Genomic DNA, 23,025 nt, shown 5'->3' with positions numbered 1-23,025 from the left:
GCAAGACCCGCAGGGACCGGGATCGACGATGTATCGCCCGGCCCGACAAACCAGAGGAGAAGGTTGCATGAAGAAGGCTATTGCCGCGCTGACGCTGGCTGCATCTGTCGCATCGATGGGCGCATTCGCCAAGGACTGGAAAGAAATCCGCATCGGCGTGGAGGGTGCGTACCCCCCGTTCTCCGAAACCAAGCCGGATGGCTCCATTGTCGGTTTCGACATTGATATCGCCATGGCGCTGTGCGAAGAAATGAAGGCCAAGTGCACGCTGGTGAAGCAAGACTGGGACGGCATGATCCCGGCGCTGCAAGCCAAGAAGTTCGACGCCATCATCGCTTCCATGTCCATCAACGAAGAGCGCAAGCAGAAGGTGGACTTCAGCAAGAAGTACTACAACACCCCGCAACGCCTGGTGGCCAAGAACAACACCAAGATCAAGGATGCCAAGCCTGAGCACCTGAAGGACGTCAAGATTGGCGTGCAGCGCGGTACCATTGCCGACCAGTTCGTTTCCAAGTTCTGGGAACCGAAGGGTGCCAAGGTGGTGCGTTACGCCAAGCAGGATGAAGTGTACATGGACCTGAAGGCAGGCCGTGTGGATGCCTCCTTCCAGGATTCGGTGGAAGCATCAGAAGGCTTCCTGAAGAAGCCGGAAGGCAAGGACTTCAAGTTTGTGGGCGAGCCCATGTTCGGCAAAACTCCGGAAGAGAAGGCCGTGCTGGGTGAAGGCGCCGGTGTGGCAGTGCGCAAGGAAGACAAAGACCTGCGCGACGCCTTCAACAAAGCCATCGACGCCATTCGCAAGAGTGGCAAGTATGGCAAGATCAACGGCAAATACTTCAAGTTTGACGTTTACGGCGGCTAAGTCTTACACAGGCTGAACCCCGATGGCGCCCCGACCGGCACGAAACATGCAGTACCTGCCTGGTCGGGGCGTTGTCATTCAGGGTGCCCTCGCCCTGAGGTAGTCATGTTGCTGGCCCGCCCGCACCGGGCGGTCATGGGTGTACAACAGGCACGAGGCCGGGGATTGGGCCCGGACGACATAATAATGAGCCTCTGCCACCTGTCAGGAAAACAACACAAAAATGTGGTCTGAATACGCAAGCCAATTGCTTGACGGCACTTGGGTGACCGTCAGGGTAGGCGTGCTGTCGGTCATCCTTGCCTGTGTGCTGGGGTTGATCGGTGCCGCCTGCAAGCTGTCAACCGTTCCCCCGTTGCGATGGATGGCAACCCTCTATACGACAGTGATCCGCGGTGTGCCGGATCTGGTCTGGATGCTGCTGCTGTTCTTTGGTGGCCAAATCCTGTTCAACAACTTTGTCGAATCGCACAACCTGCCGCATATCGACTTCAATCAGTTTGTGGTGGGCATCCTGACGCTGGGCTTCATCTACGGCGCCTACTTTACCGAATCCTTCCGTGGCGCCTTCATGGCAGTGCAAAAAGGGCAGCTGGAAGCTGGTGCGGCCTACGGCATGACTCCGATGCAGGTGTTCCGCCGCGTGATGTTCCCGCAAATGGTGCGTTATGCGCTGCCGAGCATCAGCAACAACTGGCTGGTCTTGCTCAAAAGTACGGCCGTGATTTCCATGACCGGTCTGGCCGAGCTGCTGTACGTGGCGGATACCGCCGGTCGCAGCGCAGGCAAGCCGATGCAGTTCCTGCTGGCTGCCAGCTTCATCTATCTGGGATTGACCGCCATTTCTTCGGCTGGTTTCCGTTATCTGGAACGACGCTACTCCTTGGGCGTCAGGGCAGGTGAACTATGAACGACTTCAACCTGCAGATCATTTACGACAGCCGGATGGAATACCTGTACGGCCTGTTGTTGACCCTCAAACTGGTGGGTACTTGTCTGATCCTTGGGGTGGTGCTGGCCATCGGGCTGGCCTTGCTGCGCTGCTCGCGCAATCCGTGGGTCTCGAAGCCAGTATGGGCCTTCACCTACTACATGCGCGGCACGCCGATGCTGATTCAGCTGTTCATTGTGTACAACGGCTTTGCCGGGCTGGAGTGGGTGCAGGAGCAGTGGGCGGCGGAAAATCCGCTGATCCTGCCCTTCCGTGAGCCTTACTTCTGCGCGCTGTTCACCTTTACCCTCAATACGGCGGCCTATACCACCGAGATCTTTGCCGGGGCGATGAAGAACATTGCCTACGGCGAGATTGAAGCGGCACGGGCCATCGGCATGAGCTGGTTTACCATGGTCCGCCGCATCGTGTTGCCGTCCGCGCTGCGCCGCTCCATTCCGGCGTACAGCAATGAAGTGATCTTCATGCTGCAAGGCAGCTCGATTGCCAGTGCGGTGACGCTGGTGGACCTGACCGGTGCTGGCCGCAATGTCTACTCCAAGTACTACGCACCGTTTGAGGGCTTCATCGCCGCCGGGGTGATCTACCTGATCCTCACCTTCCTGCTGCTGGGCCTGTTCCGTCTGGCCGAGAAGCGCTGGCTGGCTTACCTCGCGCCACGGAAGCACTGATCATGGAAACTCGACGTATCCCACTGCTGGCCCAGTCGCTGGGCACCGAACGGGCAATAGTCAGTTTCCACTACGGCCCGCAAGACAGCGGCCGCAAGGCTTATCTGCAGTCCTCGCTGCATGCCGATGAGCTGCCCGGCATGCTGGTCAACCATGTGCTGAAGCAACGGCTGGCGCAGCTGGAGGCGGAAGGCAAGCTGCGTGCCGAGATCGTGCTGGTGCCGGTGGCCAACCCCATTGGCCTTAACCAGCATGTGCAAGGCAGCCATACCGGCCGCTTTGAGCAGCTGACTGGAGAGAACTTCAACCGCAGCTACCCCGATCTGGCGGCGCTGATCGTGGAGGGGCTGGCTGAGGTGCTGACGCAGGACCCGCTGCACAACCAGCGCGTCATCCGCGAGCGGGTCAAGCAGGCACTGGCGACGCTGCAGCCCGGCACGGAGCTGGAGGCCATGCGTCTGGCTTTGCTGTCACTGTCGGTCGATGCCGATCTGGTGCTGGACCTGCATTGCGACTGGGAAGCGGTATTCCACCTGTATACCGCCGACCCGCTGTGGGAGACACTGAAACCACTGGCACAACTGCTGGGGGCGCATGCCTCACTGCTGGCCACGGTGTCTGGCGACAGCTTCTGCTTTGACGAAGCCAACAGTCAGATCTGGTGGCAGTTGCGCGGGCGCTTTCCGGATTATCCGATCCCGAATGGCAGCGTAGCGGCCACCCTGGAGCTGCGCGGGCAGAGTGAAGTCAGCTGGGCGAATGCCGAGCACGATGCCGATGCCTTGCTCGGCTATCTGGCGCACCAGGGCTATGTGGACCTGCCGCCCCCGGCTCTGCCGCCACTGCTGCACGATGCCACGCCCTTGAGTGGTACGGAGTCGCTGCAGGCTCCGCACAGCGGGGTGGTGGTTTACCGTGCCGAGCCCGGCGCGTGGCTGCGCCCTGGCGACCCGGTGGTCGACGTGGTGGACCCGCTCAGCGACCGCGTTACTACCCTCCATGCCAGTATTGAAGGCGTGCTGTACGCTCGCCATTTTCTGCGCTTTGCCACGTGTGGCGCGAGCCTTGCCCGTATCGCCGGATCGACGCCGATCCGCAGCGGCAACCTGCTCAGCCAGTAAAGCGCCGTGAACCCGAATTGAACGCATACCAGGAATTCATCCCATGACCACCTTAGCCGTCAAAGACCTGCATAAAAAATATGGTAACCACGAAGTGCTGAAAGGGGTGTCCCTCTCTGCCAATGCCGGGGACGTGATCAGCATCATCGGCTCCAGCGGCTCCGGCAAGAGTACCTTCTTGCGTTGTATCAACTTCCTTGAGCAACCCAATGCGGGCAGCATCTCGCTCAATGGTGAAGAGATCCGCACCGAGAGCGACAAGCAAGGTCGCCTGCGGGTGGTCGACCAGAAACAGTTGCAACGCATGCGTACCAAGCTGTCGATGGTGTTTCAGCATTTCAACCTGTGGGCGCACATGACGGCACTGGAAAACATCATCGAAGGCCCGGTGCATGTGCTGGGTGTACCCAAGGATGAAGCCATTGCCCGTGCCCGCAAGTATCTGGAAAAGGTGGGCCTCAAAGGGGTGGAAGACAAATACCCCTCGCATATGTCGGGTGGTCAGCAGCAACGGGTGGCGATTGCCCGCGCGCTGGCGATGGAGCCGGAAGTGATGCTGTTCGACGAGCCGACCTCGGCGCTGGACCCGGAGCTGGTGGGTGAAGTGCTGAAGGTGATGCAAAAGCTGGCGGAAGAAGGACGCACCATGATTGTGGTAACCCATGAAATGGCCTTCGCCCGTGAAGTGTCCAACCACGTGATTTTCCTGCATCAGGGGCAGATTGAGGAGCAAGGCCACCCCAGTGAAGTGTTTGGCAATACCCGCAGTGAACGGCTCAAGCAGTTCCTGTCCGGCGCCCTCAAGTAAGGTTTGACCCCGGCCCGGCGTTCTCCGTCGGGCCTGATCCCGCCATGACCCCTGCCTCACCTGTCCAACCCCCGCTACGTGTCGGCGTGCTTTTGTTGCCGCCTTGCAGTGCGCTGGGCATTGCCGCCGTGCTGGACCCGCTGGGCTGGGTCAACCGCACCCTCGGTACCCGGGCCTATGATTACCTGACCCTGTCGATGGATGGCAAGCCCGTCCCGTTGTTTGGCGGCGGGCAGTGGCCGGTGGATCTGGCGGTATCGCACGCGCCCACCCTTGACATGCTGCTGGTGGTGGCGGACGACATCCAGCCGGTGAAGGATGGGGACGCGCTGTTGCAACATCTGGCCCACCTAGGGCAGCAGCGGGTGGTGCTGGGCGGGATCGGTGCGGGGAGCTGGTGGCTGGCGCGTGCCGGGGTGCTCAACGGCTATCGGGCCACCATCCACTGGCAGGTGCAATCCCGCTTGAGCGAAAGCTTTGAAGGCGTGATCGTCAGCAGCAATGTGTTTGAAGTCGATCGTGACCGCATCAGCTGTGCCGGTGGAGCCGCCACGCTGGACCTGATGCTGCACCTGATTGGCGAGCGGCAGGGCATGGAGCTGGCTTCTGACCTATCCGAGCTGCTGTGCCTGGAGCGGGTGCGAACCCCCAATGACCGGCAGCGGGTGCCCTTGGTGGCGCGCATCGGCGGCAGCCAGCCCAAGCTGTCCGAAGCGGTGATGCTGATGGAAGCCAATATCGAAGAGCCGCTGACCACTGACGACATCGCCGGTTATGTCGGTTTGTCGCGGCGACAGCTGGAGCGCTTGTTCAAACAGTATCTGAACAGTGTCCCCTCCAAGTATTATCTGGAATTGCGCCTGAATCGGGCGCGGCAGTTGCTGATCAATACTAGCAAGTCTATCGTGCAGATTGGCCTGTCCTGCGGATTTTCCAGCGGGCCGCATTTCTCTAGCACCTACCGGGGCCACTTCGGACTGACGCCGCGCGAAGAGCGCAGTCAGCGGGCCGGGCTGGGTGCCGTAGGCGGCGAGGAAGGCCGTGAGGGGGCAGGGGGCTGACAGATATACATCAGCGTCGCATCAAAGAAATGACGCCGATGGCGATTTCGTTACAATTCACTACATTCCCCGGATGATGCCGGGTCATTTGATGCTTGAGGAAACCATGTCACAACGTGCTGTTACCCGCCAGACCTTTGATGAAGTGATGGTGCCGATGTTTGCACCGGCTGCCTTTGTACCGGTGCGTGGGGCCGGTTCTCGTGTGTGGGATCAGGACGGTCGCGAGTACGTGGATTTTGCCGCCGGGATCGCCGTCAATGGTCTGGGTCATGCGCACCCGGACCTGGTCGCCGCCTTGCACGAGCAGGCACAAAAGCTGTGGCACATCAGCAATGCCTTTACCAATGAGCCGGTGCTGCGGCTGGCACAGCAGCTGGTGGACGCCACCTTTGCGGATCGGGTGTTCGTCTGCAATTCCGGCTCAGAGGCCAACGAAGCCGCATTGAAGCTGGCCCGCAAGTATGCACGTGACCATTTCAGCCCGGAAAAGCATGAAATCGTGGCGTTCAGCAATGCCTTCCATGGCCGTACCCTGTTTGCGGTGTCGGTAGGGGGGCAGCCTAAGTATTCCGCCGATTTCGGCCCGCTGCCGGGTGGTATCCACCATGCGCCATATAACGATCTGGCCGCTGCAGAAGCGCTGATTTCGGATAAGACCTGCGCAGTCATGGTGGAGCCGGTGCAAGGCGAGGGCGGCGTGATCCCCGCTGCGCCCGGTTTCCTCGAAGGCCTGCGTGCACTGTGCGACAAGCACAACGCCCTGCTGGTGTTTGATGAAGTGCAGACCGGTGTGGGCCGCACCGGCGCGCTGTACGCTTATATGAACCACAACGTGACGCCGGACATCATGACCAGTGCCAAGGCTCTCGGTGGCGGCTTCCCGGTCGGCGCGATGCTGACTACTGACAAGGTGGCGGCGAGCTTCTCGGTGGGCAGCCACGGCACCACCTACGGCGGCAACCCGCTGGCTGCAGCGGTGGCGGGCAGGGCGCTGGAAATCATCAATACGCCGGAGGTGCTGGGGGGGGTCAAGTGGCGGCATCAGCTGTTTATCGAAGGGCTGAACGCCATCAACCGCCGTCACGGCATTTTCAGCGCCATCCGCGGTAGCGGCCTGCTGATTGGCTGCGAACTGCACAGTGATTATGCCGGACGTGCCAAAGACTTCAGCCGTGCGGGCGAAGCCGAGGGCCTGATCTCGCTGATTGCCGGGCCGAATGTGGTGCGCTTTGCGCCTGCGCTGAATATTCCGGAAGCGGATGTCACCGAAGGGCTGGCCCGCTTCGAGCGTGCCGTCGCCCGTGTGGTAAAGGGCTGATGTCGTGCTGATCGTTCGCCCGAGCCGACTGGCAGACCTTGCGCAGATCGAGCGCATGGCCACGGCCAGCGGCCCGGCGGTGCATACGCTGCCCGCACATCGTGACCGCCTGTTCGAGAAGATCAAGGCGTCTTCGCACTCGATGGAGAGCGAGGTCGAGGTCTACGGTGAGGAGAGCTACTTCTTCGTGCTGGAGAATGTGGCCACCGGGCAGCTGCACGGTACCTCGGCGCTGGTGGCCTATGCAGGCTACTCTGAGCCATTCTACGTCTACCGCAATGACATCATTGTGCATGCTTCCCGTCAGCTCAAGGTGCATAACCGCATCCACGCGCTGACGCTCAGCCATGACCTCACCGGCGATACCCAGCTCTGCTCGTTCTACATCGACCCCGAGCTGGCCGGCACCCACTACCCGCGCCTGCTGTCGCGTGCCCGGTTGCTGTTCATCGCCCAGCACCCGCAGCGTTTTGCCAGTAACTTGATGGCGTTTTTGCCGGGGGTGTGTGATGCGCAGGGCAAGGCACCGTTCTGGGAAAGTGTTGGCCGCAAATTCTTCGGTATCGACTACAACCAGGCCGAATACTTCTCGGGGGTGAAGGACAAGACCTTCATCGCCGAGTTGATGCCGCACTATCCGATCTATGTCCCGCTCTTGTCCGATGCTGCCCAGCAGGCCATGGGGCAAGTGCACAGCGGTTCCATGCTGCCCTTCAACATCCTGCTCAGTGAAGGTTTTGAAGCGGACAACTACATCGAGATTTTCGACGGTGGCCCGGTGGTCCGAGCCCGTCGTGACGCCTTGCGCAGCGTGCGTGAAAGCCAGCTGCGCCCGGTAAGGCGAGGCAAACAGCCTGCCGGGCAGGTGTGGTATCTGGTGGCCAGCACGGCCGTGATGCGATTCCGCGCCATGCTGCTGCAGTTGCCAGAGACCCTGCCGGATGAGCTGCTGCTGGCGCAGCAAGTGGCTGATGCCCTGGAACTCGACGACGGCGATGAAGTCCGCCTGACCCGCTTGTAAGCAAACTGTTCTCTGAAAGTCCCTCCCCATGATGATCGTTCGCCCGATCCGCAGCGATGACGTGTCTGCGCTGATGCAACTGGCCAGCAAGGCCGGCATTGGCGTGACCACCTTGCCGCAGAATGAAGAGCGTCTGGCTGCCAAGATCGACCGCGCGGTACGCACCTGGCGCGGCGAAGCCAGCCGCGAAGAGCAAAGCTATGTGTTCGCGCTGGAAGACTTGAGCGAGCGGCGGGTAGTGGGTATCTGCGCCATTGAGGTGGCGGTGGGCCTGTCCGAGCCATGGTACAACTACCGCGTGGGCACCCTGGTGCACGCCAGCAAGGAGCTGGATGTCTACACCCAGATGCCTACGCTGTTCCTCAGTAATGACCATACCGGCTACAGCGAGCTGTGCTCGCTGTTCCTCGACCCCGACTATCGCCACAGCCGCAATGGCTCGCTGCTCTCCAAATCGCGCTTCCTGTTTCTGGCCGAATTCCAGGAGCGGTTTGCCGAAAAGCTGGTGGCCGAGATGCGCGGTGTGTCGGACGAGCAAGGCCGCTCGCCCTTCTGGGAAAGCCTGGGAAGGCACTTCTTCTCGATCGACTTCTCACGCGCGGACTACCTGACCGGCATCGGGCAGAAGTCGTTTGTGGCCGAGCTGATGCCCAAACACCCGCTCTACGTTACCTTTCTGACCGATGAAGCCCAGGCGGTGATCGGCGCGGTCCACCCGCAGACCGAGCCGGCACGCGCCATGCTGACGGCAGAAGGCCTGCGCTATGAAGGCTATGTTGATATTTTCGACGCGGGCCCGACGCTGGAAGCCTATGTACGCGATATCCGCGCCGTGAAGGACAGCCGCCTCTACCATGCTTCGGTGCAGCCGGAAGCGGGGGAGGGGGAGGTTTATCTGGTGTCCAACACCCGCTATGACCACTATCGCAGCATTCTGGCGCGCGCCAGCCAGCTGGGCGAAGTCTTCCCGCTCAGCGCCGAAGAGGCCGCCGCGCTGGACGTCGCGCCGGGCGACCTGCTGCGTGCTGTACCGCTGATTCCGAAGGAGAATATGTAATGTCGATTTTGCATCCAGCCCTGTATTGGGGTGGGCAATGGCGTACCGGGCACGGCAGTGTGCTGGAATCGCTGCACCCGATCACGCAAGCGGCCTTGTGGCAGGCTTCGGCCGCCAGTCCGGTAGATGTGGATGCGGCGGTGGCTGTGGCGCGTGCGGCCTTCCCCACCTGGGCCCGCCAGCCGCTGAGCGCACGCATCGACATCCTCAAGCGCTTTGCAGTGTTGCTCGGTGAACACAAGGCCAGGCTGGCGGAGGTGATCGGCGCCGAAACCGGCAAGCCGCGCTGGGAGGCACTGACCGAAGTCGCCACCATGATCAACAAGGTGGACATCTCCATCAAGGCGTATGAAGAGCGCACCGGTGAGAAGCATGGCCAGCAGGGCGACGCTCGCGCCGTGTTGCGCCACCGTCCGCATGGTGTGGTGGCGGTGTTTGGCCCCTATAACTTCCCCGGCCATTTGCCGAATGGCCATATTGTCCCGGCGCTGCTGGCGGGCAACTGCGTGCTGTTCAAGCCCAGCGAGCTGACGCCGTGGGTGGCAGAAGAAACCGTCAAGCTGTGGCACGAGGCCGGTTTGCCTGCCGGGGTGATGGGCCTGCTGCAAGGTGGACGTGAAACCGGCATGGCGCTGGCCGCACACCCCGGGCTGGATGGCCTGTTCTTTACCGGCAGCTCGCAGACCGGCCACCTGCTGCACCAGCAGTTCAGTGGTCAGCCGGAAAAGATCCTGGCCCTTGAAATGGGCGGCAACAATCCGCTGATCGTGCAGGATGTCTCGGATGTCCGCGCAGCGGTACACCACACCATCCAGTCCGCCTTCATATCGGCGGGGCAACGCTGCACCTGCTCGCGCCGTCTGCTGGTGCCGTATGGCGAGGCGGGTGATGCCTTCCTGCAGCAACTGTGCGAGGCCACCACCCGGCTCAAGGTCGGCGCCTATGATGACGCCGAGCAGCCCTTCATGGGGGCGGTGATTTCCCTGCAGGCGGCACAGGCGCTGGTGCAGGCCCAGGCGCGCCTGTTGGCACTGGGTGCGCGTCCGCTGCTGCAATTGACCCAGCCGGATACGGGCTCGGCGTTGCTGACACCGGGCATTCTGGATGTGACAACGGTGGCCGAGCTGCCGGACGAGGAGTACTTTGGCCCCTTGCTACAAGTGCAGCGCTATACCGACTTTGATGAGGCGCTACGGCTGGCCAACGCTACCCGCTTTGGCCTGGCAGCCGGGCTGCTGTCCGATCGGCGTGATCTGTATGACCGGGTGTTGCTGGAAATCCGTGCCGGTATCGTCAACTGGAACAAGCCCTTGACCGGCGCCAGCAGCGCGGCGCCATTCGGCGGCATTGGCAGTTCGGGCAACCACAAGCCCAGCGCCTACTATGCAGCCGATTATTGCGCGTGGCCGATGGCCTCGCTGGAAAGTGATGCGCTACAGATGCCGGACAGCCTCAGCCCGGGTCTGGTGCTGTAAAACAGGAGTTCTTCCCCCATGCGTGCCTTTGAAGTCAATTTTGACGGCCTGGTTGGCCCTACCCACAACTACAGCGGGCTGTCGTTTGGCAATGTGGCCTCCACCAGCAACCTGAAACAGTATTCCAACCCGAAGCTGGCGGCCAAGCAAGGGCTGCAGAAAATGAAGGCGCTGGCCGACATGGGTTTCAAGCAAGGCGTGCTGGCACCGCAAGAGCGCCCCAGCGTGGCCACCTTGCGCAAGCTGGGTTTCAGCGGCAAGGATCACGAGGTGATCCGCCAGGCAGCGCAGCAGGCACCGGCCATCCTCGCCGCCTGCAGCTCGGCATCGTCCATGTGGACGGCCAATGCGGCCACCGTCAGCCCGTCGGCGGATACCGAGGACGGCTGTGTCCATTTCACCGCCGCCAACCTCAACAATAAATTCCACCGCGCCATTGAACACCCGACCACTAGCCGGGTGCTGAAGGCCATGTTCGCCGATGAGTATTACTTTGCCCATCACGCGGCCCTGCCGCCGGTGGCGGCGTTTGGGGATGAGGGGGCGGCCAACCATACCCGCTTCTGTGGCGACTATGGCAAGCCGGGGGTCGAGTTCTTCGTCTATGGCCGTGCCGCCTTCGCACATGGCCAGCCGGAACCACGCCGTTTTCCGGCGCGGCAAACGCTGGAAGCCAGCCAGGCCGTTGCCCGTCTGCATGGACTGACGGATGACGGCGTGGTGTATGCCCAGCAGGACCCGGACGTGATCGACATGGGTGTATTCCATAACGATGTGATTTCGGTTGGCAACCAGAATGTGCTGTTTCACCACCAGCGCAGTTTCCTTGATCAGCAGCGGGTGCTGGACGAGCTGCAGCGCAAGCTGGCCGCCAAAGGGGTGGAATTCAAGGCAATCGAAGTGCCGGAAGCCGCGGTCTCGGTGGAAGATGCCATCCAGTCCTATCTGTTCAACAGCCAGTTGCTGACCAAAGCGGATGGCCGCATGATGATCGTGGTGCCGGAAGAGTGCCGCGACAATCCGCGTGTGGCGGCGTATCTGGATACGCTGGTGAAGAGTGGCGGCCCGATTGATAGCTACAAAGTGTTCGACCTCAAGCAAAGCATGCGCAACGGTGGTGGCCCGGCTTGCCTGCGCTTGCGTGTGGCGCTGACCGAGACCGAGCTGGGTGCGGTCAACCCGGCGGTGCTGATGAATGATGAGCTGTTCCGCCAGCTCAATCAGTGGGTAGACAAGCATTACCGCGATCAGCTGAGCGAGGCCGATCTGGCGGATCCTGCGCTGCTGCAGGAATGCCGTACCGCGCTCGACCAGCTGACGCAGATCCTGCGGCTGGGTTCGGTCTACCCCTTCCAGCTGTAAAAAAATCCCGGTCGGGGGTTGTACAAGCATGGAACGTTCGTTCTATAATGCGTGCATTCGCTGTATCGACCCCTGACATCGCTGACGAGGACTTCACCGCATGGACGATAACAAGAGCAAGGCACTGGCTGCTGCACTGGCGCAGATCGAAAAGCAGTTTGGCAAAGGCTCCATCATGAAGATGGGCGAAGGCCAGATTGAGAAAGACCTGCAAGTGGTGTCCACCGGTTCGCTGGGGCTTGATATCGCGCTGGGCGTGGGCGGCTTGCCACGTGGCCGTGTGGTGGAAATCTATGGCCCGGAATCGTCCGGCAAGACCACCCTGTGTCTGCAGGTGGTGGCCGAGGTGCAGAAGCAGGGCGGCGTGGCAGCCTATATTGACGCGGAAAACGCACTGGACCCGACCTACGCCCAGAAGCTGGGCGTGCAGGTGGGCGAGATGTTGATCTCCCAGCCGGATACCGGTGAGCAGGCGCTGGAAATTGCCGACATGCTGGTTCGCTCCGGTGGTGTCGACATCATCGTGGTCGACTCGGTGGCGGCGTTGACGCCAAAGGCTGAAATTGAAGGCGAGATGGGCGACAGCCACGTGGGCCTGCAGGCCCGCCTGATGAGCCAGGCCCTGCGCAAGCTGACGGCCAACATCAAGCGCACCAATACCCTGGTCATCTTCATCAACCAGATCCGCATGAAGATCGGGGTGATGTTCGGCAGCCCGGAAACCACCACCGGCGGCAATGCCCTCAAGTTCTACGCCTCGGTACGGATGGATATCCGCCGCATCGGCTCGATCAAGAAGGGCGAAGAAGTGGTGGGCAATGAAACCCGCGTCAAGGTGGTGAAGAACAAGGTGTCGCCGCCGTTCCGCGAGGCGCTGTTTGACATCCTCTACGGCGAAGGCATCTCCCGCGAAGGCGAAATCATCGAGCTGGGCGTGCTGCACAAGATCATCGAAAAGTCCGGCGCCTGGTATGCCTACAACGGCAGCAAGATCGGCCAGGGCAAGGACAATGTGCGCGAATTCCTGAAAGACCATCCGGCGATGGCGCAGGAGATTGAAGCCAAGGTCCGTGCCGCCGTGGGTGTGGCTGCGCCGCAGTTCACCCCGACCGCGGAAGAGCTGGCGGATGCGGACGCGGAGCCGGAACTCGGCTGAGCCCGCTGATTGCGGATGGCCCCGACCAAACTGAGCCTGGAAGCCCGGGCCATCCAGCTGCTCTCACGCCGGGAGTATTCCCGGCTGGAGCTGCAGCGCAAGCTGGCGCCCCATGCGGAAAGTGTCGAGCAACTCGACGCCCTGCTGGACCGCCTGGCCGAGCGGCGCTGGCAATCGGACAGCCGCTTTGCCGAGCAGTGGGTCAACAGCAAATCTGCCCAGTATGGCAGCCGCTACCTGAAGCACACCCTGCAAGAGCGCGGCATCCGTGGCGAAGCGCTGGATGAAGCGCTGGCCAGTGTGGCCGATAGCGAGCTCGAACGGGCTCGCGCCGCTTGGCGCAAGAAATTCTCGCAAGCCGCCAGCACGCCCGCTGAGCAGGCCCGGCAAATCCGCTTCCTGGCCAGCCGTGGTTTTCCGCTGGGCCTGATCCGCCAGGTGCTGAACGGCGTGGATGAGCTGCTGCCAGATGATGAATAGTTATTCACATCCATGCCACACCTTGGTCTTTTCTTGCTGTAAACGCAGTCATCTGTCTTGACGTTGTAATATTGTTGGCGAAAACTACACCCTTTGTTGACAAAAAAAGGGCGAGCCACGCCCGCCAGTGAAAGAGAGACGTCATGCAGAAAACCCTGTTGGCCTTTGCCGTGAGTGTGGCGCTGGTTGGTAACAGCCATGCTGCCGAAGTGCGCCTGCGCATTCTGGAAACCACCGACATTCACATGAACCTGCTCAACTACGATTATTACCAGGATCGTAGTACCGACGAGTATGGCCTGGCCAAGACCATCAGCCTGATCAAGGCCGCGCGCAGCGAGAGCAAGAACAGCCTGCTGTTCGACAATGGTGACCTGCTGCAGGGCAACCCGCTGGGTGACCTGGTGGCGAAGATCAAGCCGCTCAAAGCCGGTGAGACGCACCCCGCTTACAAGGTGATGAACACTCTGCAATACGACGCGGGCAATATTGGCAACCATGAGTTCAACTACGGGTTGCCATTCCTCAAGCAGTCGCTGGCGACCGCCCGCTTCCCCTATGTGAATGCCAACGTCTATCTGGACGACAAGGACGGCAAGAACGAACGCCACGCGTTCACCCCCTATCTGCTGCTGGACCGCAAGGTAGTGGATGAGACCGGGCAGAGCCACACCCTCAAGGTCGGCGTGATTGGTTTTGTACCGCCGCAGATCATGAGCTGGGACAAGGCCAATCTGGAAGGCAAGGTGGTGGCCAAGGACATCATCAAGACGGCGCAGCGCTATGTGCCGGAAATGCGTGCCAAGGGGGCACAGCTGATCATCGCTATTCCGCACTCCGGATTTGAGAAGGGCGAGCTGGGAGATTTGGCCGAGAATGCCGTAGCCGGTCTCGCCAATGTGCCGGGGGTGGATGCCATTCTGTTTGGTCATGCTCACGCTGAATTCCCCAGCAAAGCTTTTGCCAGCCACCCCAAAGTCAATCTGGAGCAAGGCACCATCAATGGCATCCCTTCGGTGATGCCAGGCCGTTGGGGCGACCATCTGGGGGTGATCGACCTCAAGCTGGACAACCAGAGCGGACCATGGAAGGTGGTGGACAGCAAGGCCAGCATCCGTCCGATTTTTGACCGCGCCAACAAAAAGCCATTGGTCGATGCTGATCCCGCTGTCGCCCAGCTGATCGGCCATGAGCATGCCGATACCCTGAGCTATGTGCGTGGCAAGGTGAGTGAAAGCAGCGCTCCGATCTACAGCTACTTTGCCCAGGTGGCGGATGATTCCTCGGTGCAGGTGGTGTCCAATGCGCAGATCGCCTTTGTCCGCACCGCCGTGCAAGGTACTGCTTACGAGAAGTATCCGATCCTGTCGGCGGCGGCGCCGTTCAAGGCCGGTGGTCGTCAGGGCTGGTCGTACTACACCGATATCCCGGCAGGCAATATCGCCATCAAGAACGTGGCGGACCTCTACATCTACCCGAATACCCTGAAGGCCGTATTGTTGAACGGTGCAGAAGTGCGCGAGTGGCTGGAAATGTCGGCCGGCCAGTTCAACCAGATCGACCCCAAGGGCGCTGCCGAACAATCGCTGATCAACGACAACTTCCGCTCGTATAACTTCGACACCATCGACGGCGTGAACTACGACATCGACGTGACCCAGCCTGCCCGTTACGCGCTGGATGGCAAGCTGCAAAATGTCGAGGCGCACCGTATCCACAACCTCAGCTTCAATGGCAAGCCGATCGACGAGCAGGCGCGCTTCCTGGTCGTGACCAACAACTACCGCGCCTTTGGCGGTGGCAACTTCCCCGGTGTGAATGGCAGCAAGGTGGTTGTGGATTCGCCGGATGAGAACCGCGAAGCCGTGGTGCAGTACCTGACCAGCATTCCCAAGCTGAACCTGAGCGCGGACAAGAACTGGCGCATCCTGCCGGTGGCCGGCGTCAAGCTGCGCTTCCTCTCCGCAACCGCGGCCAGCAAATATTTGTCCAACCACCCCGGCATCCGCCAGGTCAAGGACAATGGCGATGGTTCCGCACTGTATGAGCTGGTGAACTGAGAAAACCGGGCGGGAGGGGCAGGAGAGAGTGTACCTGCCCCGGAAACATAAAACCCGGTCTGTGAAGAGAGATTCCGGGCTTGAGACCGTTGTGAGGCTTGCCATCTTACCTGGCTTCTGGATGGCATCCGTCGCCCGTGCGGCCAAGTTGCTGCGACATGCCGCGTCCTGCCTGAGGTGGACGGGGTTTTGGCCTTGCCGCGTAGCGGCAGACGGATGTGGAGTGCTAGTAGTGTGAGTCGCAGTCAGTACCGGTTGATGATTTTGTCATGCCGGGTTGATGCCAGTATGATGCTGTTTTGATGTGATTGATCACCAAGGGAGAAGAAGATGTTGAAGTCGATGCGCTGGTTTGCAGTACTGATGCTGTCCATGTTGCTGCTGGCCTGCCAGAAAGACCCGATCGTAGATGACTTGAAGGCGTTTGATGCTTTGGGCAAGGAAGCCTTTGGCGACATGCAGCAGATTCAGACCGACATGAATGCCAAGATGCAGGCAGCCCCGACCATGGAAGGCAAGGCCGCCGTATTTCATGAGGTGATCGGCAAGTTTGAAGCGCGGGTCGCCAAGCTGAAGACCTTTGAAGCCAAGTCGCCGGAAGTAAAGGCGCAGACCGACAAGATCATTGGTGGCTTTGACGACATGATGGCAGGCCTCAAGACCCTGGAAGGGGCGATGAAGAACCCGGCGCAAGGTCAGGATGCCCTCAACACCGGCATGAAGCAAGTGATGGAAGGCCAGCAAAAAGCCATGGGCGCCGTGGGTGAGCTGTCCAAGCTGGCCAAGGAAAAAGGCGTGGAGTGGAAGACTCAGTAATGGCGTGATGCCACGCACACCTCCGCGCCTGTACACGCGGGGCATGAAAAAAGCCGGGTCTCCCGGCTTTTTTCATGCCTGTCGCGGCGGGGCCGACCTTGAGGGGTTGCACTTCCTTCCTCGGCACGGTTGAAGGTGTCTTGTCAGTCCAGTGTCGGCGGTATACCCTGCTTGGTCAAAATCAAATAACAGGGGGGCACATGGCAGGCAGAACGATCAAACTCAGAAAGCTGCTGGTGGGTTTCAATCTCGCCATTATCGGCATGCTGGTGTTGCTGGTGATAACCGCGGCCGTCCGGCTGGTGCAGAATGCCAACCAGGTGCAGTTTGATCTGCAGCAGACCCAAGCACTGCCAGCTGCCATCCATGATGCCCGGTTTCATGTGGTACAGATCCAGCAGTTCCTCACCGATGTCAGTGCCACAGGCGATGGTGATGGTTTCACGGATGCGGAAGAGCACTATCAGGCCCTGCAGCAATCCTTGCAGCAGGCGGCCCGGTTGGCCCCCGAGTTGACCGACGAGGCCAGCCAGGTCACCGCGCTGAGCAACGCCTTTTACGGGGTGGGCAAGGAGATGGCGAAGCGCTATCAGCAGCAGGGCCGTGAGGCGGGCAATGCGCTGATGAAGCAGCCGCAAACCGGTTTTGATGATCGTGCCGAGGCGCTGACGAACAAGCTGGACCAACTGACACGCCATGCACAACAGCTGACTACCGAAGCTGTACAGCGCAGCACTGCGCAGGCGGTGCAGCTGCGCAACCTGATTGTCGGGCTGGGTGTTCTGGTTTTGGGGCTGGTGGTGGTGGCGGGGCTGGTGCTGTACCGCCGCTTGTTTGAAGCCTTGGGGGGGGAGCCTGCGCTGGCCGTATCGGTCACGCGTGCGGTGGCGGCGGGGGACCTGAGCCAATCCATTATGGCGCCCGCCAGCAGCTTGTTAGGTGAGCTGGGCGGCATGCAGCAGCAGCTGCGTAACCTGTCGGGGCAGATTCGAACCTTGTCCGGCCAGCTGACCGAGGACGCTCAACAGCTGACGCATACTGCACAACGCATGGAGTCTGGCGTCACGCAGCAAGGGGATGCCACCCGCAGTATCGCCGCCGCGCTGGAGGAGATGTTCCAGAGCATGACGCAGCTGGGTGAGCGTGCCGAGGAAGTCAGCCGCGAAGCCCATTCGGTGGATCAGTCCATCAGTCAGGGCGAGACGGTCATTGCTGAAGCCGCCGACGGCATTCGCTTGATCTCCAGTCAGATCAGCGAAGCGGCGCAGGCCATCCATCAGCTGGACGGCCAGACTGAGGCGATTGCACAGATCACCAATACCATTCACGGCATTGCCGACCAGACCAATCTGCTGGCGCTCAATGCAGCCATTGAAGCGGCCCGCGCCGGTGAGTCCGGGCGGGGCTTTGCCGTGGTGGCGGACGAGGTGCGCAAGCTGGCTGAACGGACGGGTGGGGCCACGGTGGAAATCGGCCAGCAGATTACGCGCATCCGGCAGGGCATGGAGCAGGTGGTGCAGTTGATGCAGGCCAGTGTAGCCGCCTCGGGTCAGGGTGTGGTGCAGACCACGACCGCGACCGAGGCCATTGGCCAGATTCGCCACAATGCCGGGCAGATCAATCAGAGCATCCAGTCGATTGCCGACGCGCTGGCCGAGCAGCAGCGTGCCATGCAGGATATTGCCAGCAAGGTGGAAGTGATTGCCAGCATGACCGAGGGCAATGAGCAATCCACCCACCAGGTGACACAAGCCGCCAACGGGGTACGTGATCGTGCCGAATCCGTATCGGCCGCCATCGCTGTCTTCCGGCACTAAGGATAAACCACGTCATGTCACTGGAAATTACCCTATGTGGGGCTGCTGATTGGGCAGAATTGAAAGTCATCCGGCTGGCAGCCTTGCTGGATAGCCCTTTGGCGTTTGGCCTGCGCCATGCTGATCAGGTCAAGTTGAGTGATGCGGACTGGCAAGCTCGCGCGGCAGGCCAGACCCCGGCACGTTATTGGCTCGCCCGGCAAGATGGCCGAGTGATCGGCTTGATTGGCATGGTATGGGTCCAGCAGCATCCAGAGCTGATTGCCATGTGGGTTCATCCGGATGCGCGCGGCAAGGGGGTAGCGGACCCACTGATTGCGCTGGTGTTGAAGCATGCGAAAGCGGCAGGTGCGGAACACATGCATCTGCTGGTGTCACCTGACAACCAAGCGGCCAGCCGCCTCTACCTGCGGAATGGTTTTGTCTGGGAGAACGTGTTTCAGCCACTGGAACACCAGCCCGAGATTGTGCTGCAGCAGATGGTTCGGGCGTTGTACTGATCCTATTCTCTTGACCGAAAACTAGTTCTGCCGAGGAGTCCTCCCATTGCTTTTATGGCATGACGGGGGCAGGCTTCTACCGTATGGATGGAGTAGGAATGTCGCCCTATTGGCTACTGCCGTTGCTCGTGCTGCCCTTGGTGGCGTGGATACGCCACACCCTGCGGCCTCGCCCCCATCTGGAAGGAGACATGCTGTTGTTGAGCGAGCGGCTGCAGGACGTCGTTGATGAGGCAGGGCGTGCGTTCAAGGGGATGGAGGGGCGCTTTAAGGCGGATACGCCGGTGGAGGAGGCGATTGCCACCATGCAGCGACATCATTTGAGCATGAAGGCTGTGGCCGAGCGATTTGCCGCTGCAGTATACGCTCATCCTCGAGCCCAAGCCCATCATAGGCAAGTCTGTGCCCTGCTGGATGCGCAGCAGTCCATGTCCCGGGAGGTGTATGAAACGTTGATGGCGTTTAGTCAGGGGCATGCGGACGATGCGGCACTGGAGGATGTCATACGAAGGTTTGGTGCGGTTGCAACCCCCTTAGGAGACCAGATACAGGCCATCATGGTGTCCATGGTGGAAGAAGGGCAGCAGGCCCTCACTGTTGCGCAAGCGCATGCAGGGAAACGCTGAGCACGCGGCAGCAAAAAGTGCTTGCAATAATATAGTACGCTATGTATTATGCGCACATGGACACACAACAACGCCCCCCCAGCCTGCTGAACTTGGACATCCAGCTCTGCTTTGCCCTGTATTCGGCGATGCTGGGTATGAACAAGGTGTATCGCAAGCAGCTGAAAGCGCTGGGGCTGACCTACCCGCAGTATCTGGTGATGTTGGTGCTGTGGCAGCAGGATCAGTTGATTGTCACAGACATTTGCCAACGCCTGTATCTGGACACCGCCACGCTGACGCCGCTGCTGAAGCGGATGGAAGCGCAAGGCCTGGTGCAGCGCCAGCGCAGCGAGCAAGATGAACGCCGGGTGGTGGTGAGCTTGACCGAAGCTGGGCGTGCCTTGCGTGAGCCGGCTGAAGCTGTGCCACACTGTGTAATGCAGGCCACGCAATGCTCGGTCGATGAGCTGGTTGGCTTGCGTGAGCAATTGGTACAGCTGCGGGAGCGGCTGTTTGCCAGTCGTTGAGGTAGGGTCAGGCGGGTGTTGTGTCATGCTTTAAATATAGCAAACTATATTGTAGTAAACTAAGTTCAACCCAAGAAAGGTGTCATCATGTCTCTCGATAAAGTGTTGTACCGTGCTTCTGCTCATGTTACCGGTGGCCGTGATGGCCGCGCGACCTCTAGCGATGACCAGCTGGATCTGAAACTGACCACGCCGCGTGAGCTCGGCGGCGCAGGCGGTGCAGGTACCAACCCGGAGCAGCTGTTTGCTGCAGGCTACAGTGCCTGCTTCATGGGCGCGATGAAGGTGGTGGCCGGGCGCAACAAGCTGGCGCTGCCAGCCGATACCAGCATTGACGGTACCGTAGGTATTGGCCCGATTGGAGCTGCATTCGGTATCGAAGTAGAACTGCGCATCAGCCTGCCCGGCATGGCACGTGAACAGGCCCAGCAGCTGATCGAGCAAGCCCATCAGGTTTGCCCGTACTCCAACGCCACCCGTGGCAATATTGATGTAACCCTGCTGCTGCAAGACTGAGGGAGGGTCCGGCGGGCACGCCCACCGGACCTGACCTTACACCAGCCCCAGCTGCTGCTGCAGGCGTGCGATTTCGGCACGCCATGCTTGCTGTAACTGGGGTTTTTGCTGCTTGGGCTTGCGTGCCAGATCGGCTTCCAGCCGTGCTTCCAGCGCTAGCAGGGTTTGCAGGAGTGCATCGTCGTCGTGGCTGATGGCGTGGATCGCCTCCGCGTGATGCCCACTTGGCGAGATGGCTTGGTGCTGACTTAGCTGCGACCAGGCCTGTTCTGCGCTGGACCATTCAACCAGCTGGCCTTGATCAATCAGCCAGAAGCGGTTGCAGCTGGCTTCGATCAGCGCGCGGTCGTGTGAGACCAGCAGCAGTGCTCCGCTAAACTGGTTCAGCTGCTCGGCCAAGGCCTCCTTGCCCTCCAGATCAAGGTGGTTGCTGGGCTCGTCCAGCAGCAGCAGGTGGTGGCTGCCCAACGACAAGGCGAGGAACATCAGCCGTGCCCGCTCCCCCCCGCTGAGGGTGTCCACCCGTTGCCCATGGCGTGGGTAGGCAAAGCCGGCGCGGATCAGTGCCTGCCGTCGTTCGGCATCCTGCAAGTTGCAATAGGGGCGCAGGGCATCGCTCAGGCTGGCATCATCCCTCAGCTGCTGCTGGCTTTGGTCGTAATAGCCTACTCGCGCGGCGGGGTGGGTACGAATGGCGCTGTCCTCAGTCGGCTGCTGCAGTTGCTGCCACAGCAGCCGCAGCAGGCTGGACTTGCCGCAGCCATTGGCACCCAGCAAGGCAATGCGGTCACCGCTGCGAACGTAGTGCTCTGCGCTGCAAAACAGCACGGGCAACGCTGGAGCGGCACGAACAGCCACTTGGTCCAGCATCAGCAGTTGCCGTCCCGGTAAGGCTTCACCAGAGAGTTGCAATACCCAGGGTGCGCCCCGACTGACGAAGGTTTGTTCTTCGCGCAGTTGTTCGGCGCGCTGTGCCATGACTCTGGCGCGTCGGCTCAGTTTCTCGTTATCAAAGTCGCGTCCCCAGATGGCCATCCGCTTGCTGCTGGCATTCAGCCGGTCGATTTCGTCCTGCTCTGCTGCGTGCCGTACCCGGGCAGCGTCATCCGCCGTTTGCAAAGCTTGTCGCGCGGCGCTGCAGGGCAGCTCAAAGCTGTACAACTGCTGATCACGCAGTATCCAGCTCTGCCGGGTGACGTTATCCAGCAGACGGGCATCGTGCGAGACCAGCAGCAGGGCGCCTTTCCAGTCGAGCAGGCATTGCTCCAGCCAGAGCTGGGCGGGCAAGTCGAGGTGGTTGCTGGGTTCGTCCAGTAGTAACAGATTGGGCTCCTGCAGCAGCGCGCGGCCCAGCAGCAGCCGGGTATGCTGTCCACCGCTGAGGTCCATGGCCGGGACATCCCGCTGGTCCTGCAGCCCCAGCCGGGCCAGTTGCTGCTCCGCCAGCCAATGGGCATCGGGATCCGGCAAGGCATCAAGCAGCACCGCCCAGCAGCTGCGTGATGCCAGGTGCTCAGGCAAGTATTGCTCCACCCGCTGCAGGCGGCACTGATGGGCGCGTTGCAACTGGCCGCGATCCGGGCTGAGTTCGCCCGCCAGCAAGGCGAGCAGGGTGCTTTTGCCGCAGCCATTGTGGCCGATCAGGCCAATACGGTCGCCGAGGCGCAGGGTAAAGTTCAGGTTGCTGAACAGGGGACCATCCACCGTGTCCAGATGAAGATCAAGTGCTGAAAGTAGGGTAGTCATCGTGCTTTTGCCAGAATAAAGGGCGAACTCGCCCGTTTCGACAGATGCACTGGCGATGACGGTAGCCGGAATGGCTCAATGGAATGGGGATTGAGGGCGCTCCGACCCGCTCATCGCAGTGCGACGGGAAGCGGGAAAGCGCAGACAGCTATACCAAAGTAGCGCAACTGTGCGTTATTGAGCTTGAACACGTTGGTCTGTAACATCCGATTTACCTCCTTTCTGGTCTGAGGCGTTTAAATATGCGCGCATTGTGCCGCCACGCCTACGGGCCGGTCAAGCCTCGGCGGCGGGCAATTGTTGCATGAACAGATGGCAGCTGGCGGCGGCAATGATGGCCGGCAGGAACAGGCCGATGAAGGGTACCAGCGCAAACAGCGACAGCAGGATACCGAGCCCGATCATCCGCAGCCGGTTGCTGCGCAGCAGCTGCCGTACCATCGGTTCATCGGCCAGCCCGTCCAGCGCATCATTAGCCAGACTGCGCACATTGAAATAGCTCACCAGCACAAACAGCAAGGCGCCGCCGATCACCGGCAAGGCCAGGCAGACCAGCGCCAGCAGCAGGAAGAGGCTCCAGCCCCGGATGATGGTGAGGATCACACTGGGCAGCGAGCGCTTCACGTCGGTGCGCAGATGCGGGTAGCGCTTGAGGCAATGCTGCTGCACCAGGCGAATGAAAAACAACTCCACCACCAACCGGATGGTAAGCAGAACGGCCAGTGTGTAGCACAGGGAGGTCAGTGCCCAACCCAGCATCCAGCTGCTGAGGCGGACCCACCAGCGCGGGTCGGCGATATCGGGTGTCAGGGTGTAGTTCACCCCGAACCAGCCCATCACGGTATGCGCCAGCCAGGCTGAGCCCTGCAGCAGTGCCTGCATGATCTCATGGCCCCAGAACACAAAAATGAACAGCCACAGTACGCTGCTGAACACGGTGATGCAGAGGGAGATCAAGGCCAGCAGGGGATTGAAACCATCACGCAGCCCCAGCAGGAAGCTGCGGCCGACATAGGCGGGCGGTGGATTGCTCATGGTGGAGTGCGGCTCCGGTCTGTGCGGGTGAGATGGCCGGGCCGTTTGAA

Annotated in this window: 22 protein-coding genes; 20 read left to right on the top strand and 2 right to left on the bottom strand. The window is 60.8% G+C overall.

Annotated features, from left to right (window positions below):
- Positions 1 to 67 precede the first annotated feature (67 nt).
- The 20 genes from aotJ to HF682_RS05070 all read left to right on the top strand — a co-directional run bounded on the left by aotJ (position 68) and on the right by HF682_RS05070 (position 20,194).
- Positions 68 to 865 carry an L-arginine-binding protein AotJ gene (gene aotJ / locus HF682_RS05165; protein WP_168876154.1) on the top strand — a complete coding sequence of 266 codons (798 nt, stop codon included), beginning with the start codon at positions 68 to 70 and terminating at the stop codon, positions 863 to 865.
- A 223-nt stretch (positions 866 to 1,088) separates the two neighbouring features.
- Positions 1,089 to 1,775, top strand: coding sequence for an ABC transporter permease (locus HF682_RS05160; protein WP_168876153.1), 687 nt, complete (start codon positions 1,089 to 1,091; stop codon positions 1,773 to 1,775).
- On the top strand, positions 1,772 to 2,488 hold the full coding sequence (locus HF682_RS05155; RefSeq protein ID WP_168876152.1) for an ABC transporter permease: 717 nt from the start codon (positions 1,772 to 1,774) through the stop codon (positions 2,486 to 2,488). The genes HF682_RS05160 and HF682_RS05155 overlap by 4 nt, the downstream gene beginning before the upstream one ends.
- 2 nt (positions 2,489 to 2,490) lie before the next feature.
- Positions 2,491 to 3,609, top strand: coding sequence for a succinylglutamate desuccinylase/aspartoacylase family protein (locus HF682_RS05150; RefSeq protein WP_168876151.1), 1,119 nt, complete (start codon positions 2,491 to 2,493; stop codon positions 3,607 to 3,609).
- A gap of 43 nt (positions 3,610 to 3,652) precedes the next feature.
- Positions 3,653 to 4,417 carry an ABC transporter ATP-binding protein gene (locus HF682_RS05145; protein ID WP_168876150.1) on the top strand — a complete coding sequence of 255 codons (765 nt, stop codon included), beginning with the start codon at positions 3,653 to 3,655 and terminating at the stop codon, positions 4,415 to 4,417.
- A 44-nt stretch (positions 4,418 to 4,461) separates the two neighbouring features.
- Positions 4,462 to 5,478 carry a GlxA family transcriptional regulator gene (locus HF682_RS05140; protein ID WP_168876149.1) on the top strand — a complete coding sequence of 339 codons (1,017 nt, stop codon included), beginning with the start codon at positions 4,462 to 4,464 and terminating at the stop codon, positions 5,476 to 5,478.
- A gap of 106 nt (positions 5,479 to 5,584) precedes the next feature.
- Positions 5,585 to 6,799 carry an aspartate aminotransferase family protein gene (locus tag HF682_RS05135; RefSeq protein ID WP_168876148.1) on the top strand — a complete coding sequence of 405 codons (1,215 nt, stop codon included), beginning with the start codon at positions 5,585 to 5,587 and terminating at the stop codon, positions 6,797 to 6,799.
- 4 nt (positions 6,800 to 6,803) lie between these two features.
- Positions 6,804 to 7,820 carry an arginine N-succinyltransferase gene (astA, locus tag HF682_RS05130; RefSeq protein WP_168876147.1) on the top strand — a complete coding sequence of 339 codons (1,017 nt, stop codon included), beginning with the start codon at positions 6,804 to 6,806 and terminating at the stop codon, positions 7,818 to 7,820.
- 28 nt (positions 7,821 to 7,848) lie between these two features.
- On the top strand, positions 7,849 to 8,877 hold the full coding sequence (gene astA / locus HF682_RS05125) for an arginine N-succinyltransferase (RefSeq protein WP_168876146.1): 1,029 nt from the start codon (positions 7,849 to 7,851) through the stop codon (positions 8,875 to 8,877).
- Positions 8,877 to 10,352 carry a succinylglutamate-semialdehyde dehydrogenase gene (gene astD / locus HF682_RS05120; protein ID WP_168876145.1) on the top strand — a complete coding sequence of 492 codons (1,476 nt, stop codon included), beginning with the start codon at positions 8,877 to 8,879 and terminating at the stop codon, positions 10,350 to 10,352. The genes astA (HF682_RS05125) and astD overlap by 1 nt, the downstream gene beginning before the upstream one ends.
- Before the next feature lie 18 nt (positions 10,353 to 10,370).
- Positions 10,371 to 11,714 carry an N-succinylarginine dihydrolase gene (gene astB / locus HF682_RS05115; RefSeq protein ID WP_168876144.1) on the top strand — a complete coding sequence of 448 codons (1,344 nt, stop codon included), beginning with the start codon at positions 10,371 to 10,373 and terminating at the stop codon, positions 11,712 to 11,714.
- A 100-nt stretch (positions 11,715 to 11,814) separates the two neighbouring features.
- Positions 11,815 to 12,870 (top strand): recombinase RecA, encoded by a 1,056-nt coding sequence (gene recA / locus HF682_RS05110; protein ID WP_168876143.1) that lies wholly within the window; start codon positions 11,815 to 11,817, stop codon positions 12,868 to 12,870.
- A 15-nt stretch (positions 12,871 to 12,885) separates the two neighbouring features.
- The gene (gene recX, locus HF682_RS05105; protein WP_168876142.1) at positions 12,886 to 13,350 is read left to right on the top strand and encodes a recombination regulator RecX; all 465 of its coding nucleotides are present in this window, start codon (positions 12,886 to 12,888) and stop codon (positions 13,348 to 13,350) included.
- A gap of 143 nt (positions 13,351 to 13,493) precedes the next feature.
- Positions 13,494 to 15,410 carry a bifunctional 2',3'-cyclic-nucleotide 2'-phosphodiesterase/3'-nucleotidase gene (locus tag HF682_RS05100; protein WP_168876141.1) on the top strand — a complete coding sequence of 639 codons (1,917 nt, stop codon included), beginning with the start codon at positions 13,494 to 13,496 and terminating at the stop codon, positions 15,408 to 15,410.
- A gap of 330 nt (positions 15,411 to 15,740) precedes the next feature.
- Complete coding sequence (locus HF682_RS05095; RefSeq protein WP_168876140.1) at positions 15,741 to 16,226, top strand: PM1805 family lipoprotein; 486 nt, start codon at positions 15,741 to 15,743, stop codon at positions 16,224 to 16,226.
- A gap of 200 nt (positions 16,227 to 16,426) precedes the next feature.
- Positions 16,427 to 18,043, top strand: a complete 1,617-nt coding sequence (locus HF682_RS05090) for a methyl-accepting chemotaxis protein (RefSeq protein ID WP_168876139.1) — start codon at positions 16,427 to 16,429, stop codon at positions 18,041 to 18,043.
- A 14-nt stretch (positions 18,044 to 18,057) separates the two neighbouring features.
- Complete coding sequence (locus HF682_RS05085) at positions 18,058 to 18,543, top strand: GNAT family N-acetyltransferase (RefSeq protein ID WP_168876138.1); 486 nt, start codon at positions 18,058 to 18,060, stop codon at positions 18,541 to 18,543.
- A 98-nt stretch (positions 18,544 to 18,641) separates the two neighbouring features.
- Complete coding sequence (locus tag HF682_RS05080) at positions 18,642 to 19,169, top strand: hypothetical protein (protein ID WP_168876137.1); 528 nt, start codon at positions 18,642 to 18,644, stop codon at positions 19,167 to 19,169.
- A gap of 56 nt (positions 19,170 to 19,225) precedes the next feature.
- Complete coding sequence (locus HF682_RS05075) at positions 19,226 to 19,678, top strand: MarR family winged helix-turn-helix transcriptional regulator (RefSeq protein ID WP_168876136.1); 453 nt, start codon at positions 19,226 to 19,228, stop codon at positions 19,676 to 19,678.
- A gap of 87 nt (positions 19,679 to 19,765) precedes the next feature.
- Positions 19,766 to 20,194, top strand: a complete 429-nt coding sequence (locus HF682_RS05070; RefSeq protein WP_168876135.1) for an organic hydroperoxide resistance protein — start codon at positions 19,766 to 19,768, stop codon at positions 20,192 to 20,194.
- 36 nt (positions 20,195 to 20,230) lie between these two features.
- Here HF682_RS05070 and HF682_RS05065 read toward each other — a convergent pair whose 3' ends face one another.
- Together HF682_RS05065 and HF682_RS05060 are read right to left on the bottom strand one after the other, a co-directional pair.
- Complete coding sequence (locus HF682_RS05065; protein ID WP_168876134.1) at positions 20,231 to 21,940, bottom strand: ATP-binding cassette domain-containing protein; 1,710 nt, start codon at positions 21,938 to 21,940, stop codon at positions 20,231 to 20,233.
- Positions 21,941 to 22,216: 276 nt separating this feature from the next.
- Positions 22,217 to 22,975 (bottom strand): EI24 domain-containing protein, encoded by a 759-nt coding sequence (locus HF682_RS05060; RefSeq protein ID WP_168876133.1) that lies wholly within the window; start codon positions 22,973 to 22,975, stop codon positions 22,217 to 22,219.
- Positions 22,976 to 23,025 lie beyond the last annotated feature (50 nt).

The organism is Leeia aquatica (assembly GCF_012641365.1).
Classification (GTDB): Bacteria; Pseudomonadota; Gammaproteobacteria; order Burkholderiales; family Leeiaceae; genus Leeia; species Leeia aquatica.
Note: the sequence above shows the minus strand (reverse complement) of the source record. Positions and strands in the feature narration are given on the sequence as shown.

What these genes read in the sequence shown, in the direction of transcription:
- aotJ (WP_168876154.1), top strand. Translation starts at nt 68, where the DNA reads ATGAAGAAGGCTATTGCCGCGCTGACGCTGGCTGCATCTGTCGCATCG.
- HF682_RS05160 (WP_168876153.1), top strand. Translation starts at nt 1,089, where the DNA reads ATGTGGTCTGAATACGCAAGCCAATTGCTTGACGGCACTTGGGTGACC.
- HF682_RS05155 (WP_168876152.1), top strand. Translation starts at nt 1,772, where the DNA reads ATGAACGACTTCAACCTGCAGATCATTTACGACAGCCGGATGGAATAC.
- HF682_RS05150 (WP_168876151.1), top strand. Translation starts at nt 2,491, where the DNA reads ATGGAAACTCGACGTATCCCACTGCTGGCCCAGTCGCTGGGCACCGAA.
- HF682_RS05145 (WP_168876150.1), top strand. Translation starts at nt 3,653, where the DNA reads ATGACCACCTTAGCCGTCAAAGACCTGCATAAAAAATATGGTAACCAC.
- HF682_RS05140 (WP_168876149.1), top strand. Translation starts at nt 4,462, where the DNA reads ATGACCCCTGCCTCACCTGTCCAACCCCCGCTACGTGTCGGCGTGCTT.
- HF682_RS05135 (WP_168876148.1), top strand. Translation starts at nt 5,585, where the DNA reads ATGTCACAACGTGCTGTTACCCGCCAGACCTTTGATGAAGTGATGGTG.
- astA (WP_168876146.1), top strand. Translation starts at nt 7,849, where the DNA reads ATGATGATCGTTCGCCCGATCCGCAGCGATGACGTGTCTGCGCTGATG.
- astD (WP_168876145.1), top strand. Translation starts at nt 8,877, where the DNA reads ATGTCGATTTTGCATCCAGCCCTGTATTGGGGTGGGCAATGGCGTACC.
- astB (WP_168876144.1), top strand. Translation starts at nt 10,371, where the DNA reads ATGCGTGCCTTTGAAGTCAATTTTGACGGCCTGGTTGGCCCTACCCAC.
- recA (WP_168876143.1), top strand. Translation starts at nt 11,815, where the DNA reads ATGGACGATAACAAGAGCAAGGCACTGGCTGCTGCACTGGCGCAGATC.
- recX (WP_168876142.1), top strand. Translation starts at nt 12,886, where the DNA reads ATGGCCCCGACCAAACTGAGCCTGGAAGCCCGGGCCATCCAGCTGCTC.
- HF682_RS05100 (WP_168876141.1), top strand. Translation starts at nt 13,494, where the DNA reads ATGCAGAAAACCCTGTTGGCCTTTGCCGTGAGTGTGGCGCTGGTTGGT.
- HF682_RS05095 (WP_168876140.1), top strand. Translation starts at nt 15,741, where the DNA reads ATGTTGAAGTCGATGCGCTGGTTTGCAGTACTGATGCTGTCCATGTTG.
- HF682_RS05090 (WP_168876139.1), top strand. Translation starts at nt 16,427, where the DNA reads ATGGCAGGCAGAACGATCAAACTCAGAAAGCTGCTGGTGGGTTTCAAT.
- HF682_RS05085 (WP_168876138.1), top strand. Translation starts at nt 18,058, where the DNA reads ATGTCACTGGAAATTACCCTATGTGGGGCTGCTGATTGGGCAGAATTG.
- HF682_RS05080 (WP_168876137.1), top strand. Translation starts at nt 18,642, where the DNA reads ATGTCGCCCTATTGGCTACTGCCGTTGCTCGTGCTGCCCTTGGTGGCG.
- HF682_RS05075 (WP_168876136.1), top strand. Translation starts at nt 19,226, where the DNA reads ATGGACACACAACAACGCCCCCCCAGCCTGCTGAACTTGGACATCCAG.
- HF682_RS05070 (WP_168876135.1), top strand. Translation starts at nt 19,766, where the DNA reads ATGTCTCTCGATAAAGTGTTGTACCGTGCTTCTGCTCATGTTACCGGT.
- HF682_RS05065 (WP_168876134.1), bottom strand. Translation starts at nt 21,940, where the DNA reads ATGACTACCCTACTTTCAGCACTTGATCTTCATCTGGACACGGTGGAT.
- HF682_RS05060 (WP_168876133.1), bottom strand. Translation starts at nt 22,975, where the DNA reads ATGAGCAATCCACCGCCCGCCTATGTCGGCCGCAGCTTCCTGCTGGGG.